16 protein-coding genes, 1 tRNA gene and 1 pseudogene are annotated in these 17,315 nt (G+C 59.8%); 2 read left to right on the top strand and 16 right to left on the bottom strand.

What is annotated here, in order from left to right:
* Positions 1 to 112 precede the first annotated feature (112 nt).
* From ACWKV4_RS15960 to ACWKV4_RS15930, 7 genes are all read right to left on the bottom strand, one after another.
* Positions 113 to 1,045 (bottom strand): glutathione S-transferase family protein, encoded by a 933-nt coding sequence (locus ACWKV4_RS15960; RefSeq protein ID WP_483833058.1) that lies wholly within the window; start codon positions 1,043 to 1,045, stop codon positions 113 to 115.
* An 81-nt stretch (positions 1,046 to 1,126) separates the two neighbouring features.
* Entirely contained in the window at positions 1,127 to 1,414 is a 288-nt protein-coding gene (locus ACWKV4_RS15955; RefSeq protein ID WP_483833057.1) for a GIY-YIG nuclease family protein, read from the bottom strand.
* Positions 1,407 to 2,621 (bottom strand): CynX/NimT family MFS transporter, encoded by a 1,215-nt coding sequence (locus ACWKV4_RS15950; RefSeq protein WP_483833056.1) that lies wholly within the window; start codon positions 2,619 to 2,621, stop codon positions 1,407 to 1,409. The genes ACWKV4_RS15955 and ACWKV4_RS15950 overlap by 8 nt, the downstream gene beginning before the upstream one ends.
* Positions 2,622 to 2,791: 170 nt before the next feature.
* A complete protein-coding gene (locus tag ACWKV4_RS15945; RefSeq protein ID WP_483833055.1) occupies positions 2,792 to 3,556 on the bottom strand; it encodes an amino acid ABC transporter ATP-binding protein in 765 nt (254 codons plus the stop codon).
* Positions 3,557 to 3,571: 15 nt separating this feature from the next.
* On the bottom strand, positions 3,572 to 4,669 hold the full coding sequence (locus ACWKV4_RS15940; protein ID WP_483833054.1) for an amino acid ABC transporter permease: 1,098 nt from the start codon (positions 4,667 to 4,669) through the stop codon (positions 3,572 to 3,574).
* Between the two features lie 10 nt (positions 4,670 to 4,679).
* Positions 4,680 to 5,870: an amino acid ABC transporter permease gene (locus ACWKV4_RS15935; protein ID WP_483833053.1), complete on the bottom strand. Its 1,191-nt coding sequence runs from the start codon at positions 5,868 to 5,870 to the stop codon at positions 4,680 to 4,682.
* A 159-nt stretch (positions 5,871 to 6,029) separates the two neighbouring features.
* Positions 6,030 to 7,055: an amino acid ABC transporter substrate-binding protein gene (locus tag ACWKV4_RS15930; RefSeq protein ID WP_483833052.1), complete on the bottom strand. Its 1,026-nt coding sequence runs from the start codon at positions 7,053 to 7,055 to the stop codon at positions 6,030 to 6,032.
* 382 nt (positions 7,056 to 7,437) lie between these two features.
* Here ACWKV4_RS15930 and ACWKV4_RS15925 point away from each other — a divergent pair, with 382 nt between their 5' ends.
* Both ACWKV4_RS15925 and rhlB read left to right on the top strand, forming a co-directional pair.
* Complete coding sequence (locus ACWKV4_RS15925) at positions 7,438 to 8,094, top strand: alpha/beta hydrolase (RefSeq protein WP_483833051.1); 657 nt, start codon at positions 7,438 to 7,440, stop codon at positions 8,092 to 8,094.
* An 80-nt stretch (positions 8,095 to 8,174) separates the two neighbouring features.
* Positions 8,175 to 9,620, top strand: a complete 1,446-nt coding sequence (rhlB, locus tag ACWKV4_RS15920) for an ATP-dependent RNA helicase RhlB (protein WP_483833050.1) — start codon at positions 8,175 to 8,177, stop codon at positions 9,618 to 9,620.
* 89 nt (positions 9,621 to 9,709) lie between these two features.
* On the opposite strand, the gene moaE is transcribed toward rhlB, so the two are convergent.
* The 9 genes and pseudogenes from moaE to ACWKV4_RS15875 form a co-directional block, all read right to left on the bottom strand.
* On the bottom strand, positions 9,710 to 10,156 hold the full coding sequence (gene moaE, locus ACWKV4_RS15915) for a molybdopterin synthase catalytic subunit MoaE (RefSeq protein WP_483833049.1): 447 nt from the start codon (positions 10,154 to 10,156) through the stop codon (positions 9,710 to 9,712).
* A 1-nt stretch (position 10,157) separates the two neighbouring features.
* The gene (gene moaD, locus ACWKV4_RS15910; RefSeq protein WP_483833048.1) at positions 10,158 to 10,400 is read right to left on the bottom strand and encodes a molybdopterin converting factor subunit 1; all 243 of its coding nucleotides are present in this window, start codon (positions 10,398 to 10,400) and stop codon (positions 10,158 to 10,160) included.
* Positions 10,397 to 10,774 (bottom strand): annotated as a pseudogene (moaC, locus tag ACWKV4_RS15905) (cyclic pyranopterin monophosphate synthase MoaC); the annotation flags it as partial. The pseudogene moaC and the gene moaD, both read right to left, overlap by 4 nt.
* A tRNA-His gene (locus ACWKV4_RS15900) sits at positions 10,756 to 10,832 on the bottom strand. The gene ACWKV4_RS15900 and the pseudogene moaC, both read right to left, overlap by 19 nt.
* A 166-nt stretch (positions 10,833 to 10,998) precedes the next feature.
* A complete protein-coding gene (locus ACWKV4_RS15895) occupies positions 10,999 to 12,450 on the bottom strand; it encodes a mannose-1-phosphate guanylyltransferase/mannose-6-phosphate isomerase (protein ID WP_483833047.1) in 1,452 nt (483 codons plus the stop codon).
* Positions 12,451 to 12,557: 107 nt separating this feature from the next.
* Entirely contained in the window at positions 12,558 to 13,229 is a 672-nt protein-coding gene (locus tag ACWKV4_RS15890; RefSeq protein ID WP_483833046.1) for an alginate O-acetyltransferase AlgF, read from the bottom strand.
* A gap of 49 nt (positions 13,230 to 13,278) precedes the next feature.
* Complete coding sequence (locus ACWKV4_RS15885) at positions 13,279 to 14,427, bottom strand: alginate O-acetyltransferase (RefSeq protein ID WP_483833045.1); 1,149 nt, start codon at positions 14,425 to 14,427, stop codon at positions 13,279 to 13,281.
* An 11-nt stretch (positions 14,428 to 14,438) separates the two neighbouring features.
* Positions 14,439 to 16,007 carry an MBOAT family O-acyltransferase gene (locus tag ACWKV4_RS15880; protein ID WP_483833044.1) on the bottom strand — a complete coding sequence of 523 codons (1,569 nt, stop codon included), beginning with the start codon at positions 16,005 to 16,007 and terminating at the stop codon, positions 14,439 to 14,441.
* Positions 16,008 to 16,149: 142 nt separating this feature from the next.
* Positions 16,150 to 17,313, bottom strand: coding sequence for a mannuronate-specific alginate lyase (locus tag ACWKV4_RS15875; RefSeq protein WP_483833043.1), 1,164 nt, complete (start codon positions 17,311 to 17,313; stop codon positions 16,150 to 16,152).
* Positions 17,314 to 17,315: the final 2 nt, after the last annotated feature.

Raw genomic sequence — 17,315 nt, 5'->3', positions numbered from 1 at the left:
GACCTAAGCCCTGTAGCGTACAGGGCCCAGGCTCAAACGGCTTAACGATCACTGTCCAGGTTTTGGGGCGCAGTTCAACCGGTGTAGGAGCCAGCGGAGCTGGCGAATAGACCTAAATGCCCTTGATTGCAAACCCCAGCCGCGGGAAGTGCACATGCACCGTGCCAACCTGGTCGTCCTCGCGGCGAACCACGAGTTTATCCTGGTCGCAGTACACCAATTCACCCGCGACCGGGTCCACGCCATAGTCCACCGCGGCGACGGTCACCGCGTCGCCGGCCTTGAAACCACTAGGGTCTACGAAGTCGATTTCCGGGAAGTCCGCGGGCGTAGCCGCCTTGGCCACGGCCAGCGCCTCGGCGCCGCTCATCTCGGTCGGCGTGCCATTGCCGAAGGCCAATACCCGATCCAGCCACGCCACCACCGCGGGGTAGCTGTCCACGAGCGGCGAGGTCACCGGCGTGGCCTTGAGGAACCACAGGCAGTGCGCGAAGGCAAAATCTGCATAACTGGCGGCGCCGAAGAGAAACTCACCCCCTGCCTGCAACTGGCGCTCGAACTGGCCGATAATCGCCGGCCACTGGTGACGGGCCACTTCGATAGGCAGACGAGAGGCGCTACCACCGCTGAACAGGCGAGCGCGGTCAGCCAGGAAGGCATCGCGTTGCTCGGGGGTAAAGCGCGAAAAACGCACGACGGCGGACTCTGGCTGGAACACGAAGCTTACTGCGTGCTGGAACACTACCGAGCCTGCCCAAGCGCCGAAGGCCGCGATCGCCCCCTGCTGCTCTGCCGGGAACAAGGCAGGCACGGGCTGAACCTGGTCCAGCTGACGAGCGATCAGCGCGGTATCACAGTACACGTCTGCGCCAATTTGCAGCACCGGGGTTTTGCGATAGCCGCCAGTGAGGGGCATCAGGTCGGGCTTGGGCATCATCGGCGGAATATTCACCGAGTGCCAGGCCAGCCCTTTGAAGCCCAGCATCAAGCGGGCTTTCTCGGCGAAGGGGGACGTAGGATAGTGGTGCAGGATCAAACCGGTCATTGCAGCATCCCGAGCAGGTGAAAGAGCCCCCAGCCTAGCCCCCCCAGCGCCGCTAGCCTACCCCTTGCCCGCTATGAATGTTTATCCGCCCGAACAATGGCTGCTTCGCCACTGCTCGGCCATGGCTTCTTTAGCCTGCTTGGGCAGGCGCTTGATCGACCGTTCCAGGCGCAAGGCGTCGCCCTTGGCCGCGCAGGGCTGGATATACACCAAGGCCACCGCCGGGCTGGAACGGAAAAACCGCGCGCCCTTGCCACTCTTATGCGCCGCGAACCGCCGCCGCGGGTCGTTACTGATGCCACAGTACAAGGCGCCGTTGGCGGCCCGCACCAGGTACACAGACCATGTCACAGGCTCGGCTTCAGCCATCGACCTGCTCACTGCGGACATCGACCAAGCGTGCGCGGCCAGCGCCCATGCCCGCCAGGGTCGCAGCCAGGCCAATCACGGCGAATACCCAGCCCATGGCCGACCAGCCACCGGTCAGGTCGTGTACCACGCCCACGGCCAATGGCCCCATTGATGCCAAGGTGTAACCGAAACCTTGCGCCATGCCTGAGAGGCTTGCCGCTACTTGGGCATTGCCGGAGCGCAGCACGATCAAGGTCAGGGCCACGGCGAACACCCCGCCCTGCCCTAGGCCTAACACCACCGCCCAGCCCCAAAGCCCATCCAAGGGCGCGTAAAGACAGCCGAACAGGCCAGCAAGGCTCAACGCCATGACCAGCAGGATCACCAACCGCTGGTCACGCCCTCGAGTCGCCAGCCATGGCGCGCTCAATGAGCTGGCTAGCTGCACGATGATAGAGCCGGAGGTCACCAGGCCAGCCTCGGCCGGAGAGAGACCCCGGTCGATCAGAATCGACGGCAGCCAGCCAAACACGATGTAGGCCAGGGACGACTGCAAGCCCATGAACAGCGTGACCTGCCAGGCCAGTGGGTCGCGCAGCAGGCCATGGACCTTATATCGAGCGCGCCCTAAATGGTGACTCGCTCGGGCCTGGGGCCACCAAATCACGGCCGCGATCACCGCGGGTACCAGCCAAAAGCCCAGGCCAACGCGCCAACTGTTGTCGAATACCTGGCTCAAGGGCACGCTGGCGCCAGCCGCCACCGCCGCGCCCAGGCACAACGCCATGCTGTACACCCCCATCATGGTACCGGCATGGGCGGGAAAGTCTCGCTTGACGATACCCGGCAGCAACACCCCGATCACCCCAATGCTTGCGCCTGCCACCACGCTACCGGCGAACATACCGAACGTGCCCAGCTGAGTACGCAGCACAATACCGAACGCCAGCATCAACAGCACCGCGCCCACGGTACGCTCCGGCCCGAAGCGTCGGGCCAGGATAGGTGCCAGCGGCGCGAAAAGCCCCAGGCAAAGCACCGGCAAAGTGGTCAGCAGGCCAGCGGTGGAAGCGCTCATACCCAAGTCGGCCGATACCTGCCTGAGCAAGGGGCTCAAACTGGACAGGGCCGGGCGCAGGTTCAGCGAGACCAGTACCAGAGAGGCTATAAGAAGGGCAGGTGCCCAGGTAGCGGGGGCGCTTGGATGAGGGGTATCGGTGGGCATGACAGGCTCGGCAGGCAAAGGAAGAGCGCGCGAACGCGCAGCCCGGCACTTTACGCCTGCGCGGGGAAATGGATCAATGGGTCATACGCATGTTCGCCAGCTGCCGCTGGCTCCTACCTCCTGCATGTGTAGGAGCCAACGCCAATTGGCGAATGCTCTTGCCAGAGCCTTTAGTGAATGATTTGACTCAAGAACAAACGCGTGCGATCGCTCTGTGGGCGGTCGAAGAAGTCATCTGGCGCGGCTTGCTCAACGATCTCGCCTTTGTCCATGAAGATCACACGATTGGCCACGGTGCGGGCAAAGCCCATTTCGTGGGTCACGCACAACATGGTCATACCGTCTTCGGCCAGGCCGATCATGGTGTCGAGTACTTCCTTGACCATTTCCGGGTCCAGCGCCGAGGTGGGTTCGTCGAACAGCATGATCTTGGGTTTCATGCACAGCGCGCGGGCAATGGCCACCCGCTGCTGCTGGCCGCCGGAAAGCTGCCCTGGAAACTTGTTGGCCTGCTCCGGGATACGCACGCGCTCCAGGTAGTGCATGGCGATTTCCTCGGCCTGACGCTTAGGCATCTTACGTACCCACATAGGCGCCAGGGTGCAGTTCTGCAGGATGGTCAGGTGCGGGAACAGGTTGAAATGCTGAAACACCATGCCCACTTCGCGGCGGATAGCTTCAATCTGCTTGAGGTCGTTGGTCAGCTCTACGCCGTCCACGATGATGCTGCCCTGCTGGTGTTCTTCCAGGCGGTTGATGCAGCGGATGGTGGTGGACTTGCCCGAGCCCGAGGGCCCACACAATACAATGCGCTCACCCTGGCGAACATTGAGGTTGATGTCTTTGAGCACGTGGAACTGGCCGTACCACTTGTTCACGCCGGTCATGCGAATGATGCCTTCGGCGCTGGCGGGTTGCTGCATGGGGTTGTTCATGTTTTCTCCTGACGCTTAGCGCTTATGACCGGTATCGAGCTTGCGCTCCAGATGGATGGAGTAGCGGGACATGCCGAAACAGAAAATCCAGAAAACCAGGGCCGCGAAGACATAGCCTTCGGTGGCCATGCCGAGCCATTTAGGGTCGGCGGCTGCTTGCTTGACGCTGTTAAGCAGGTCGAACAGGCCGATGATGATGACCAGGCTGGTGTCCTTGAACAGGGCGATAAAGGTATTCACCAGCCCTGGAATGACCAGCTTCAAGGCTTGAGGCAGAATCACCAGCCCCATGCTGCGCCAGTAGCCCAAGCCCATGGCCGAGGCTGCTTCGTACTGCCCCTTGGGGATCGCCTGCATACCGCCACGGACCACTTCGGCCACATAGGCAGACTGGAACAGGATCACGCCGATCAGCGCCCGCAGCAGCTTGTCGAAGTTCATGCCTTCGGGCAGGAACAGCGGCAGCATTACCGAGCTCATGAACAGTACCGTGATCAGCGGCACACCGCGCCAGAACTCGATGAAGGTTACGCACACTACCTTTACCGCCGGCATTTTCGAGCGTCGGCCCAGGGCCAGTACGATACCCAGCGGCAGAGCGCCCGCGATGCCTACCGTGGCGATCACCAAAGTGAGCATCAAGCCGCCCCACTGGTTGGTGGACACCGTGGCCAGGCCGAGCACGCCGCCGTGAAGCAGACACCAGGCAATAACGGGGTAAAGGATCAGGAACGCGATGCCGTATTTGACCTTCGCTGGCACCTTGGGAATGAACAGCGGCGCGGCGCCAAGAACAGCCAGCCACACGGTCAGGTCTACACGCCAGCGCAAGTCAGCCGGGTAGTAGCCATACATGAACTGGCCAAGGCGTTGCTCGATGAACACCCAGCAGGCGCCGGCCTTGGTGCAGTCCTCACGCACGGTGCCGACCCAATTGGCATCGAAGATGGCCCAGTTCAGCACAGGCGGCACGATCAGCCAGACAAGGTACAGCGCTACCAGCGTCAATAGCGTGTTGAACCAGCCCGAGAACAGGTTGGCGCGCATCCAGGCGACAACGCCCACGGCCTTGACCGGTGGCGGCTGGTCGGGTTTGAAAACATAAGCAGTCATGGGCAGGCCCCTAGCGTTCGATCAGCGCGATGCGCTTGTTGTAGGCGTTCATGAGCAACGAAATGCTGATGCTGATGGCCAGATAAACGCTCATGGTGATAGCGATTACTTCGATGGCCTGGCCTGTCTGGTTCAGCACGGTACCGGCAAACAGCGACACCATCTCGGGATAACCGATACCCGCGGCGAGAGAAGAGTTTTTCGCCAGGTTCAGGTATTGGCTGGTCAATGGCGGAATGATCACCCGCAGCGCCTGGGGAATGATCACCTTACGCAAGGTGGGGCCATTGCGCAGGCCAAGGGAACGTGCCGCTTCGGTCTGCCCATGGCTCACCGAGTTGATCCCCGAGCGTACGATTTCAGCGATGAACGCGGCGGTGTACACCGTGAGCGCCAACGTGAGGGCCAATAGCTCTGGGATCATCACCCAGCCACCGACGAAGTTGAACCCACGTAGGGCAGGTACTTCCCAATGCAGTGCCGAGCCAAATACCAGCATGCACAGGCCCGGGATCACCAGTAAAATCGCCAACCCCGCCCAGAATTTATGGAAGGGCTGGCCCGTGGCCTCGAAGCGGCGATTGGCCCAGCGCAGCATGGTGAACAGCGCCACTAGCGCGATCACCACGCTGACCACGAACGGCCAGAAGCCTTCAGCCAAGCTGGCGCCAGGCATGTTCAGGCCGCGGTTGCTGATAAAGAAGCCTTCACCCACGCTGATACCGGCCCGAGGACCCGGTAGGGTCAGGAATACGGCGAAATACCAGAACAGGATTTGCAGCAACGGAGGGATATTACGGAATATCTCGATATACACGGTGGCCAGCTTGTTGACCATCCAGTTCTTGGACAGCCGCGCTACCCCGATCACGAAGCCCAGCAACGTGGCCAGTACGATGCCGATGAAGCTTACCAGCAAGGTATTGAGCAGGCCGATCAGGAACACTCGCCCGTAGCTGTCCGATTCCACATAGGGGATCAAGTGCTGAGCGATGCCGAAGCCGGCGCTGCGTTCAAGGAAATCGAAGCCCGAGGTGATGCCCCGGTGTTGCAGGTTGGTCTGGGTGTTGTCGAACAAGTACCAACCTAGCGATACCACCGCGAGCACAGTGATGATCTGGAATACCCACGCACGCACTCGTGGATCGGTCAGGGAAAACCGGCTGGTTTTCGCGCTGTGTGCGCCGATGTGTTTTTGCATGAAAAGCCCCGGAATGAAACGGACGATACAACGGGTTCGAGCGCCGAGGGCGGGCTTAAACGCCAAGGCAGGCGCGGTCGCGTAGTAACCGCGTGCCTGCGCCTGCCTTGTTGCCTATCCTGCCTGCCACGCCGGCGGCTCGCGCCGGCGCATCGGCAATCAGCGTACGGGTGGTGCGTACATGATGCCGCCATTGTTCCAGAGGGCGTTCATGCCACGGTCGATTTCCAAGGAGCCCTTGCCCAGGTTCTTCTCGAAGACTTCGCCGTAGTTACCCACTTGCTTGACGATCTGCACGACCCAGTCCTTGGGCAGGCCCAGGTCTTTGCCGTATTCGCCGTCAGTGCCCAGCAGGCGGGCGACATCCGGGTTCTTGGTGCTCTTGGCCTGCTCTTCGACGTTCTGCGAGGTCACGCCCGCTTCTTCGGCGTTGAGCATTGCGAACAGGCTCCACTTGACCACGTTCAGCCACTCATCGTCACCCTTGCGTACCACCGGGCCCAGGGGCTCCTTGGAAATGGTTTCTGGCAGCACGACATAGTCAGCCTTGGAGGCCAGCTTGGAACGCTGTGCGTACAACTGAGACTTGTCGGAGGTCAGTACGTCGCAACGGCCGCTTTCCAGCGATTTGGCCGATTCGTCGGAGGTGTCGAAGGTGATGGGGGTGTACTTCAAGCCGTTGCTGCGGAAGTAGTCGGACACGTTCAGCTCGGTAGTGGTACCGGCCTGGATGCAGATGGTGGCGCCGTCCAGCTCTTTGGCGCTTTTTACGCCCAGCTTGTTGTTCACCAGGAAGCCTACGCCGTCGTAATAGGTGACGCCGGCGAAGATCATGCCCATGCCCGCGTCTCGGGAGCTGGTCCAGGTGGTGTTGCGCGACAGCACATCGATCTCACCGGATTGCAGCGCGGTGAAACGCTCCTTGGCGTTCAGCTGGCTGAATTTGACCTTGTTGGCGTCGCCAAACACGGCGGCAGCCACGGCCCGGCACACATCAGCGTCGATGCCTTTGATCTTCCCTGTGGCGTCTGGCACGGAGAACCCTGGAAGACCATCACTCACGCCGCACTGCACGAAGCCTTTTTTCTTCACGCCGTCCAGTGTAGCCCCTGCCTGAGCGAAACCGCTGGCGCCAAAGAGTGCCGCGGTAGTCAGTACCGCCAGGGTGGATTTCAACATCTTCATTCAAACCTCCAATGGGCTCTTGTTGTGTCCGAGCGTGTGTTACCCCGCACCTTTGTGAGGCGGCCACAAACCGGGTTGGCGCGTTTTGGGCCAAGCAGAGCAACTTGCAAGTGAATCAAGCCTGGCACACCTTCTGCGATACGGGCCCTGGAGCAATAGTGGCACCAGTGGCCCTCCCCCTTCGCAAGTGTTACCGATAGTAGGGCGCGGCTTCATTCGCCAATAGTTTTAGCAAAGCGCGTACCATAGTGGCACGCCTAAGCGTTTATACAGGCGTCAAGGGCAAAACATTCAGCCACGCGACGTTTTATTTACTGTTTGCCGTGCGCCGCCCTGATTCGACGCACTGATTCGAGCCAATTAGCACCAAGATGGAGCAGCCATGACCGAAACCCTGATGCTTGAGCCCCCTCAACCCGCCGATGCGTGTGTAATCTGGTTGCACGGTTTAGGTGCGGACCGTTTCGATTTCCAGCCGGTAGCGCAAGTGCTGCAACGACTATTGCCTACTGCCCGGTTCATCCTGCCCCAGGCTCCAACCCGCGCCGTAACCATCAACGGCGGTTATCACATGCCCAGCTGGTACGACATTAAAGCCATGAGCCCAGCGCGGGCCATTGACCGCGACCAGTTGAATGAATCAGCGGCCCAGGTACTGGCGCTGGCAGACGCACAAAACTCGGTGGGTATCCCTGACTCACGCATCGTTCTAGCAGGCTTTTCCCAAGGCGGCGCGGTGGTGTTGCACGCAGCTTTTGTAGAGGCCTCCCGCGCGCTAGGCGGGGTAATGGCATTGTCTACCTATGCTCCGAGCTTTGGCGACCTATTGCCCTTAACCACCGTTCAGCAGGCTATCCCGGTGCTGAGCCTGCATGGCACTCAGGACGGGGTCGTGTTGCGAGCCATGGGCCGCTCGGCCTTTGACCGGCTCCAAGACGCCGGAGTAGAGGCAACATGGCGGGAATACCCTATGGAGCACGCGGTGATCGAGGAAGAGATTCGTGACATCGGCCAGTGGCTTCAAGCCCGTTTGAGCTAAGGCATCAGGGCTCGGCACTACGCCGCGCCCGATTCTTGCATTACACTGCCCGCGTACTATTACTTACAGCCAACGACGAGATGACCGTGCTCAAAGCACTCAAAAAAATGTTCGGCAAAAGCGAGGCCGAGCCACTCGCCGCCTCGCCTGCTTCGGTCCCCGAAGCCCATAGCACTCGCCCTGCTTCAGTCACGTCACGCCCAGAACGCGCGCCCCCGCCCGTTGAAACCCCGGCAGCAGCCTCCCGCGCGGCCACGGTAGCCGAGCGCCCCCGTAGAGAGCGCAAACCGCCTGGCCCTCGCCTGGCGCCGGTGCAATGGGCCCTCGAAGACTTCCAGGTAACGGCCCAGGAAGGCAAAACCCGCTTCCATGACTTCCCACTGCGCCCAGAGGTCATGCATGCGATCCATGACCTAGGCTTTCCGTATTGCACCCCCATTCAGGCCCACGTACTGGGCTATACCCTCAAAGGTCGGGATGCCATTGGCCGGGCACAAACCGGTACCGGCAAAACCGCTGCCTTCTTGATTTCCACCATCAGCCAATTGCTACAAACGCCGCCACCGGCCGAGCGCTACATGGGTGAGCCGCGCGCGCTGATCATTGCCCCAACCCGCGAATTGGTGGTGCAAATCGCCAAGGATGCCGCTGGGCTGACCAAATACACCGGTTTGAACGTCATGACGTTCGTAGGCGGGATGGATTTCGACAAGCAGCTCAAGCAGCTTGAGGCGCGGCACTGCGACATCCTCGTGGCGACCCCGGGGCGCCTGTTGGACTTCAACCAGCGCGGCGAAGTACACCTTGATATGGTCGAGGTGATGGTGCTGGATGAAGCCGACCGCATGCTGGACATGGGTTTTATCCCTCAGGTGCGGCAGATCATCCGCCAAACTCCGCCTAAAACCGAGCGGCAGACCATGCTGTTCTCGGCTACCTTTACCGAAGACGTGATGAACCTGGCCAGGCAGTGGACGGTAGAGCCGGCCATCGTCGAGATCGAGCCGGAGCAGGTCGCCAGCGACACGGTAGAGCAACACGTGTATGCCGTGGCCGGTAGCGACAAATACAAGCTGCTCTACAACTTGGTCAATGGCCCCGGCTGGGACCGGGTGATCGTGTTCGCCAACCGCAAGGATGAAGTACGCCGCATCGAGGAGAAGCTGGTACGCGATGGCGTGAGCGCTGCCCAGCTATCGGGTGATGTACGCCAGCACAAGCGGATTAAAACCCTCGAAGCCTTCCGCGAGGGGCAGATACAGGTGCTGGTCGCCACTGACGTGGCCGGGCGAGGCATTCATATTGAAGGCATCAGCCATGTGATCAACTTCACCTTACCGGAAGACCCGGAGGACTACGTGCACCGTATCGGCCGTACCGGCCGCGCGGGTACCAGTGGTGTGTCCATCAGCTTTGCCGGGGAAGACGACTCTTACCAGTTGCCGGGTATCGAAACCTTGCTGGGCCGCAAGATCAGCTGCGAGATGCCACCGGAAACCTTGCTCAAGGCCGTGCCGCGCAAGTAGCATTTCGTCAGCTTTGCTGGCGCCTAGAGGAAAATGTCATCCGGTTGTAGGCGCCAGCGCAAGCTGGCGAACAGGGGTAAACAGCTGCCTCACCAGCGCCCCGCCGCTGCTTGGTCGCTGTGCCTGCCCTCTACCCAACGAGGCCCGTCCGGGGTGGTTTCTTTCTTCCAGAACGGTGCGCGGGTTTTCAGGTAATCCATGATGAACTCGCAGGCGCTGAAGGCCGCGCCACGGTGACTACTGGCACAGGCCACGAACACGATAGGCTGACCGGGGGGCAAGGCCCCCACACGGTGGATCACTTCAACGTTAAGCAACGGCCAACGTTGTTCGGCTTCACGCACGATGCCCGCCAGGGCTTTCTCGGTCATACCCGGGTAGTGCTCCAGAAACAGCCCAGCCACCTCATGGCCGTCGTTGAAGTCCCTTACATACCCTACAAAGCTCACCACCGCGCCAATGCCGAGTTGTTGCTGGTGGATGGCATTGAGCTCGCTGCCGGGGTCGAACGCCTCAGCCTGTACCCGGATCGCCATCTCAGCCTCCTGTCACGGTAGGGAAGAACGCAATCTCGTCACGCTCGCTCAAGGGCTCACTCAGGGTGCAAAGTTCCTCGTTGCGGGCGCACATCAGGTTGGCCTCAGCCAGTACGGCGCGGCTACCATCAGCGACCAGGTAGTTACGCAGGGCACCAACGGTGGCGAATTCCCCTTGCACTGTTTCCTGATCGCGGCCCAGGGCCTCACGAAAGCGTGCAAAATACAGCACCGTGACCTTCATGCCGGCACCGCCTGGAAGTCGCCACTCTTGCCACCGCGCTTTTCCAGCAGGCGCACGGCTTCGATCACCATGCCTTTGTCTACGGCTTTGCACATGTCATAGATCGTCAAGGCCGCCACGCTGGCGGCGGTGAGCGCTTCCATCTCCACACCGGTTTGCCCGGCGAGCTTACAGCGCGCCTGGATCAGTACAGTGTCATCGCCCTCTGCGCTCAGTTCTACTTTCACGCTGGTCAGCATCAGAGGGTGGCACAGGGGAATGAGGTCACTGGTTTTCTTCGCGGCCTGAATGCCGGCGATACGCGCCACGGCGAACACATCGCCCTTGGGGTGAGCGCCCTCGACGATCATCTGCAAGGTGGCTGGCAGCATTCGAACCCGCGCTTGGGCAACGGCTTCACGGGCCGTGACCGCCTTGGCGGTGACATCCACCATGTTAGCGCGGCCTTGGGCATCAAGATGAGTGAGCATGGGCTGGCTCCTGAAAAGTAGCGTCCAGTGTAACGCAAAAGGCCCCGTGGCAAGCCGATGGGGGGGCTTGGCACAGGGCCTCTTTTTCCACCTGAATTCGCGAGCTGTCGCTCGCGCCTACAGGCTATTTATTGGCTGATGGATTTTACCGACACACCCGGGGTTGCCATGTTGGAACGGCCATAGATGTCTTCGAAACGCTCGATGTCATCTTCGCCCAAGTAGCTGCCCGACTGCACTTCGATCAGTTCGAGTGGGATCTTGCCTGGGTTACGCAGGCGGTGAACCGACGCGATCGGAATGTAGGTGGACTGGTTTTCGGTCAGCAGGAACACGTTCTCGTCGCAGGTAACCTCGGCGGTACCGGATACCACGATCCAGTGCTCGGCGCGGTGGTGGTGCATCTGCAGCGACAGGCAAGCGCCTGGCTTGACGGTGATGTGCTTGACCTGGAAGCGGCCGCCCTGATCCACGGAGTCGTACGAGCCCCATGGGCGGTACACTTCACAGTGGTTCTGGGTTTCGCTGCGGCCCATGTCGTTCAAGGTAGCGACCATGTTCTTCACGCCCTGGACCTTGTCCTTGTGAGCGATCATGGTGGCGTCGCGGGTTTCGACCACAACAATGTTGTCCAGGCCGATCACCGATACCAGCTTGCCATTGCTATGGACCATGCAGTTGCGGCTGTCCTGGATAACAACGTCGCCTTTGGTGACGTTACCGTTTTCGTCCTTGGCTTGAACTTCCCACAGGGAGTTCCAGCACCCTACGTCGCTCCAGCCAGCGGTCAGCGGCACTACGCAAGCGCGCTGGGTTTTTTCCATCACGGCGTAGTCGATGGAGTTGTCTGGGCAGCAAGCGAAGCTGGCTTCTTCGATTTCAACGTTGCCGCCTTCGTGCTTGCTACGCTCGAGGGTCAGTACGCAGTTGTCGTAGATATCCGGATCGTGCTTTTTCAGCTCTTCCAGGAAGCGGCTGGCGCGGAACAGGAACATGCCGCTGTTCCAGAAGTAACCGCCGGCATCGACGAACTCTTGGGCACGCTTGTCGTCTGGCTTCTCGACGAAGTGCGACACGCGGCTCACGCCTTCAGGCAGCAGAGCGTCGTTAGTGGACTTGATGTAGCCATAGCCGGTTTCCGGGCGGGTTGCCGGTACGCCGAACAGCACCATCTCGCCACGCTCGGCGGCCACGGTGGCCAGGGCCAGGGCGCGCTGCAGGGCTTTCTGGTCTTCGATCACGTGGTCAGCTGGCAGCACCAGCATCAGCTCATCGTGGCCGTCGTTGACCAGCTTCATGGCGGTCAGGGCCACGGCTGGCGCGGTGTTGCGACCAAAGGGCTCCATGAGGATGCCTTGGGTTTCCAGCTTAAGGGCGCTGAGTTGCTCGTTGACAATAAAGCGGTGGTCTTTATTGCAGACCACGATCGGCTTATCCATGCCTTCGAACACCAGACGTTCCAGGGTTTGTTGGAAGAGCGTGTGCTCGCCCGTCAGCGCCAGGAATTGCTTCGGGAACTGCTTGCGCGACAACGGCCAGAGACGGGAGCCGCTACCACCTGACAAGATCACCGGGATCATGATGTTTCTCCAAGAATTACTAAATGAGTTGACTGAGTTAATGCCGTTTTTCGTCTACTTGTTGTTCCATGCGGGCCGCCCTGTTGGCGGCCGCGCAACCACCGCGATCAGCGGTTGGAAACTGGGCGCTTGACCCATACTGGGTCCAAGCTGCTGCCTTGGCCGGTCACGTACAGAACAGTGGCATCGCCACGTTCCAGCGTGACACCCGGCAGCTCTTTAACTTTGGTGGTGCCGTCGTACAGGGCGAAGGTAGCCTTGACTGGGTTGATCTCGCGCTCGCCGCTGGCGTTAGGGGCCACGGCAGGGATCACTTCGGTCTTGCCGTCGGCGGTTTTCAACGAGAGCGGCTTGTCGCTCAGGTTCTGTACACGTACCAGGGACTTTTGCTTGTTGTTGAAAGCTTTTTCTTCAACCAGCTTGGAAGTGCCCGAGGCGGTTTTAACGATGGTGTAGTAGTGGTCACCGGCCAGGTTCACCGGCAGGCTTTCGCTGCCCAACTTGGCGGTGTATTGGCCGCCAGGCATGAACTCGAAATCATTGCTGCCCTTAGGGGCGATTTCAGCAGGCTTACCGTTGCCAACGGTCGACGTCACTTCAGCGTTGCTTGCGTTGTATACACGTACGAACGCAGAGCCTTTTGGCGCGGTAGGGCCGTACAGCGCGCCATCACCGGCGGCGAATGCCTGGGTGGACAACAGGCCAAACCCTACGGCTACAGCGCAAGCCTTGGCAATGCGGGAAGTACGAAGGGCAGTCTTGAAAGTCTTAGCGGTCATGTGCGTTCCTCTCGGCGAATATGAAACGGTGCCGTTTATCAAATTAATTTCAGTTGCTCTGACCAGCAGCCAGATTCTGATTACTGTCCTGAGACTTCTTCAGTTCCGCGATCCAAGCCGGATCGAACCCACTAAGATCATTCTTCATGGGTAAGTAACGCTCAGGGAATTCCCAAACAATTACCTGCGGCGGATTATTCTTGAAACCATCGCTCTGCAAGTATTTGAGCATCGGCAGAATAGGGCCGTGACCTTCTTCGGCATAATTCACCACATCGCTATGCAGCGACTCTTGAAGCGCCCCCAGGAAGTTCCAGTGCGCGTTAGCGCTGTAGCTGGTACCTACCAGCCCGACCGGGATGCTGCTGGTGCCGAAGAGTGCATCTTCATTCTCCACTGCGCCTTCGACAGCGTGAGTTGTCTTTTGTTGCAAACTATCTGGCTCTGGAAGCAAATTTGTGAAGAGCGGGTCCAGTGGCAAGAAGGTAGTGAGATCACCTTTATAAGGCTGTGGTTCTGCGGCTTCGGTTACATATGTGACGGGCTGCACATTAATCAAGGATTGTGCCGAGATGGCGGCGCCAATATTACGTGCTACAACTTCCGCGCCCAGTGGTGTCCAGTGGGTATCAGTGCGTAAAAACACTTGCCCCTGCTGTTTGGCCTGCTGCAACGGCTGCATCAAGTCCGGCGCGAAGATGCCTGCCTGCCGCGCCTGAGCATGGAACTGCTCATAGAGGTCCCGGTGCATGCTGGCCGGCTTTTTATCGCCAAAGTGCTCTGGATACAGGCGCGCCTTGGCAGGGATGATCGCCATCACCAACTTGATGTTGTTTTGTTGCAAACGGTCACGCGCGCCACGAATCAGGTCGAAGTTTTCCTGCTCGACCTGTTCGCGGTTAGCGACTGGCTTGAACTCTTCATCGGTGAACAGCCACTGGTCCTTGCCCAGTACCACACCTGGTCGGCCCTCGTGGAAGACCTTGTAATCCACGGCCGCCCAGAGGTTGGTGCCCAGACGCTTGATCGGGAATTCCTCGTCGTAGTGCGTCTCCACAGCCTTGGAGAGCCTGCCATTGAGGAAGGTCATCTGTTCGGTGCGCTCGAAGCTGCCGAACGACACCAAGGACCACAGCCCCATCAGTACCAGGATGCCGAAGAACAGGGCGATGTAGAGGATACGTAATGAACGTGTCATGGTCGGCTCGCTCAGAACTGGAAGTAAAGGAAAGGCGAGAAGCTCTGCGCCGACAGCTTCAGGATCGAAGCGACGAACAACAGCAGAATCAACGTACGCATAAGGTAACGGGGCCAGTCGGCTACCCAGTAGGCAGGCTGAACCTGATGGCCGGCCGATTGGGCTTGCACCAGCGCTGGCTGATCACCCGGCACGGCCTTGATCTGACCAGGCTGGGCGGTGGCCGGGCCATTGGCTTCGACGCCTTGCTGGCGCTGGGCTTCGGCTTTCTGAGCACGAGCGTTGATAGGCGCCTTATAGAAGTCGCGCAAGCCGAAGATCGCCATGGTGATATAGGCCACCACCAGGGTTGCGATCTGCAAGCCAGTCAGGTTGGCGCTATTGAGTTCGGACAAGCTCCACTCACCGAAGCTGAACATAGCCTGGTACATGCGCAGGGCAACGTGTACGTTTTCGGCGCGGAAGATCACCCAACCCAATACCACCAGCAGGAAGGTAAAGGCCCACTTCACTGGGTTGAACCGCCGTGGCGCGGCGTCTGTGCCCAGGGCACGCTCGATGGCCAGCCACAGGCCATGCCACATGCCCCAAATGATGTAGGTGAAGTTCGCACCATGCCACAGGCCGCCCAGCAGCATGGTCAGGAACAGGTTGCGGTAGGTGGCGAAGGTACCGCCACGGTTACCGCCCAGGGTGATGTACAGGTAGTCACGCAGCCAGGTAGACAGGCTGATGTGCCAGCGCCGCCAGAACTCGGTAATGGATTGGCTGATGTACGGTTGCTTGAAGTTCTCCATAAAGCGGAAGCCCATCATCAGGCCAAGGCCGATGGCCATGTCGCTGTAGCCGGAAAAATCGAAATACAGTTGCGCGGTATAGGCCAAGGCCCCAAGCCAGGCATCGCCGGTGGTCGGGTCTGACAGCGCAAAGGAATGGTCCGCCACGACCGCGATGGTGTCAGCGATGAATACCTTCTTGATAAACCCTTGCATGAACCGGGTCGCGCCCTCGGAGAATTTATCCAGGGTGTGGGTGCGATGGTTGAACTGGTCGACCAGGTCCTTGAAACGCAGCACGGGGCCGGCGATCAAGTGCGGGAAAATCGCCACGAAGGCGGCAAAGTCGATCAGGTTGCGGGTGGCCGGAGTATCGCCACGGTACACGTCGATGATGTAGCTGATGGATTCGAACGTATAGAACGAGATGCCAATCGGCAAAATGATATGGGTCAGGATGAACGGTTCAAGGCCGAACGAAGTGATGATCTGGTTAAGGCTGTCTACGCCGAAGTTGGCGTATTTGAAATAGCCCAATACCACCAGGTCCACCGCTACGCCAAGCAACAGCCAGCGTTGGGAGGCTTTGGTGCGCACGCCATTGGCGCCGATGCGCAGCCCGATAAAGTAGTTCCACAGCGTAACGGCGGCAAACAGCGCGAGGAAGTCAACGCGCCACCAGGCGTAGAATACATAGCTCGCCACCAACAGCAGCAAGTTGCGATAGCGCGTTCCGCTCAGGTAGTACAGGCCGAAAAAGATCGGCATGAACAGGAACAGGAACACGTTGGATGAGAAAACCATCCCGATCTCCTTGTTTTTTCTACACTGGGGGCCGCTATGACCCCCCCACACCCCCCCAACTCATGCTGAGGGGAAAAGTACAAAGGGGGTCATACGCCTAAACTGACCCCCTTCGCTTGTTTACTGCTACTACGGCAGGGGGTTAATACCCGTCGTCATCGTCCTTGTCGCCCTTACCGCCCTTCTCCCCTTTCTCATATTGTGGGTCGAAGGTACGGGTCAGGTCACCGCCAAGGCGGAAGGTCTTGAATGGCTCCATTTCACGCTTGCGGGTGATGGTGTCCGGCGCGCAGTCGTAGAGCGAGCAGTAGGGTTCGAGCCAGGCGTACTTGCTGTCGATTTTAAGATCGGTCATGTCCTGCTCTTCGCCGTTCTTCTGCTCGAACTCTTGCGGCTCCTTGGTGCCTTCAAGCACTCGGTCACCCAGGCGCTTGAGGGCGCCGTTGTTTTCCGGGCGCAGGTCTACACCGTTGGCTTGGGCGAAGCTGGCGATCATCGCCAGCGGCGGCAAGGCATAGTTGTGGTAGGCCAATGCACGCTGCTTGCGCTTGAGCTCATTAGGCAGGAAGCCTTGGTCGTCGATCTGGTTGGCGGCGACCTTGAATTCCTTGATGGACCAGTCGAACAGGTCACGACGGTCAGTCACGATGGCCGTGGCCATGACCGACCAGGCAGCCCAATACGAGTGATTGTTGATCTTCTCAAGCGGCAGGTTGCTCCAGTCGCTCACCACTTGGTCAGCCATGCGGCTGAACCAGGCTTCGATCTTCTGGGTTTGGGCTTCACGCCCCTGCAGCGGATGGGCCTGGGAGAACTTCAGGCGCAGGTAGGACGAGGACATGCTGCCCAAGGCCCACTTACGCATGGATTTGCCGGTGTGGTTGAAATCCTTGGACATCAACGCGTTGGCATCGGCCCAGGTGCTCAGCCAGTTCAGGGTGCAGTCCAACTCGGCGGGCTTGCCGTCGCGCAGGTACTGCATCACTTGCTTGCTGACGCCCCGTTCCAGGGTGGTGATGTCCTTGGTAGAGTCGCGGAAGGCTTTTTCCGAGACTTCATTCAAGGTAGACCGTGCTTTGTCCGAACCTTCGTACTTGCTGCGAAACTGCAGCGAACCAGTGTACGGAGTAGGCGCGGCTGGGCAATCGAAGTTCCCGCCTTTCTTTGGCTTCTCGATGCCGTCGTAGTATCCCTGAGGTGGTACCAGCCCCGCGGCATGTGCCACGGAGCCAAACATGGCGAGGCCCAGCAGCGCCGGCGCCAACAGGCGGCGGGCGACGCGTGGGGTAAAACGAGAAGTCAACATAT

The organism is Pseudomonas artemisiae, from assembly GCF_057128685.1.
The sequence above is the reverse complement of the archived record's forward strand: the minus strand, read 5'-3'. Positions and strand labels throughout refer to the sequence as shown.

What these genes read in the sequence shown, in the direction of transcription:
- ACWKV4_RS15925 (WP_483833051.1), top strand. Translation starts at nt 7,438, where the DNA reads ATGACCGAAACCCTGATGCTTGAGCCCCCTCAACCCGCCGATGCGTGT.
- ACWKV4_RS15930 (WP_483833052.1), bottom strand. Translation starts at nt 7,055, where the DNA reads ATGAAGATGTTGAAATCCACCCTGGCGGTACTGACTACCGCGGCACTC.
- ACWKV4_RS15935 (WP_483833053.1), bottom strand. Translation starts at nt 5,870, where the DNA reads ATGCAAAAACACATCGGCGCACACAGCGCGAAAACCAGCCGGTTTTCC.
- ACWKV4_RS15945 (WP_483833055.1), bottom strand. Translation starts at nt 3,556, where the DNA reads ATGAACAACCCCATGCAGCAACCCGCCAGCGCCGAAGGCATCATTCGC.
- rhlB (WP_483833050.1), top strand. Translation starts at nt 8,175, where the DNA reads ATGACCGTGCTCAAAGCACTCAAAAAAATGTTCGGCAAAAGCGAGGCC.
- ACWKV4_RS15955 (WP_483833057.1), bottom strand. Translation starts at nt 1,414, where the DNA reads ATGGCTGAAGCCGAGCCTGTGACATGGTCTGTGTACCTGGTGCGGGCC.
- ACWKV4_RS15885 (WP_483833045.1), bottom strand. Translation starts at nt 14,427, where the DNA reads ATGACACGTTCATTACGTATCCTCTACATCGCCCTGTTCTTCGGCATC.
- ACWKV4_RS15880 (WP_483833044.1), bottom strand. Translation starts at nt 16,007, where the DNA reads ATGGTTTTCTCATCCAACGTGTTCCTGTTCCTGTTCATGCCGATCTTT.
- moaD (WP_483833048.1), bottom strand. Translation starts at nt 10,400, where the DNA reads ATGAAGGTCACGGTGCTGTATTTTGCACGCTTTCGTGAGGCCCTGGGC.
- ACWKV4_RS15960 (WP_483833058.1), bottom strand. Translation starts at nt 1,045, where the DNA reads ATGACCGGTTTGATCCTGCACCACTATCCTACGTCCCCCTTCGCCGAG.
- moaE (WP_483833049.1), bottom strand. Translation starts at nt 10,156, where the DNA reads ATGGCGATCCGGGTACAGGCTGAGGCGTTCGACCCCGGCAGCGAGCTC.
- ACWKV4_RS15875 (WP_483833043.1), bottom strand. Translation starts at nt 17,313, where the DNA reads ATGTTGACTTCTCGTTTTACCCCACGCGTCGCCCGCCGCCTGTTGGCG.
- ACWKV4_RS15890 (WP_483833046.1), bottom strand. Translation starts at nt 13,229, where the DNA reads ATGACCGCTAAGACTTTCAAGACTGCCCTTCGTACTTCCCGCATTGCC.
- ACWKV4_RS15950 (WP_483833056.1), bottom strand. Translation starts at nt 2,621, where the DNA reads ATGCCCACCGATACCCCTCATCCAAGCGCCCCCGCTACCTGGGCACCT.
- ACWKV4_RS15895 (WP_483833047.1), bottom strand. Translation starts at nt 12,450, where the DNA reads ATGATCCCGGTGATCTTGTCAGGTGGTAGCGGCTCCCGTCTCTGGCCG.
- ACWKV4_RS15940 (WP_483833054.1), bottom strand. Translation starts at nt 4,669, where the DNA reads ATGACTGCTTATGTTTTCAAACCCGACCAGCCGCCACCGGTCAAGGCC.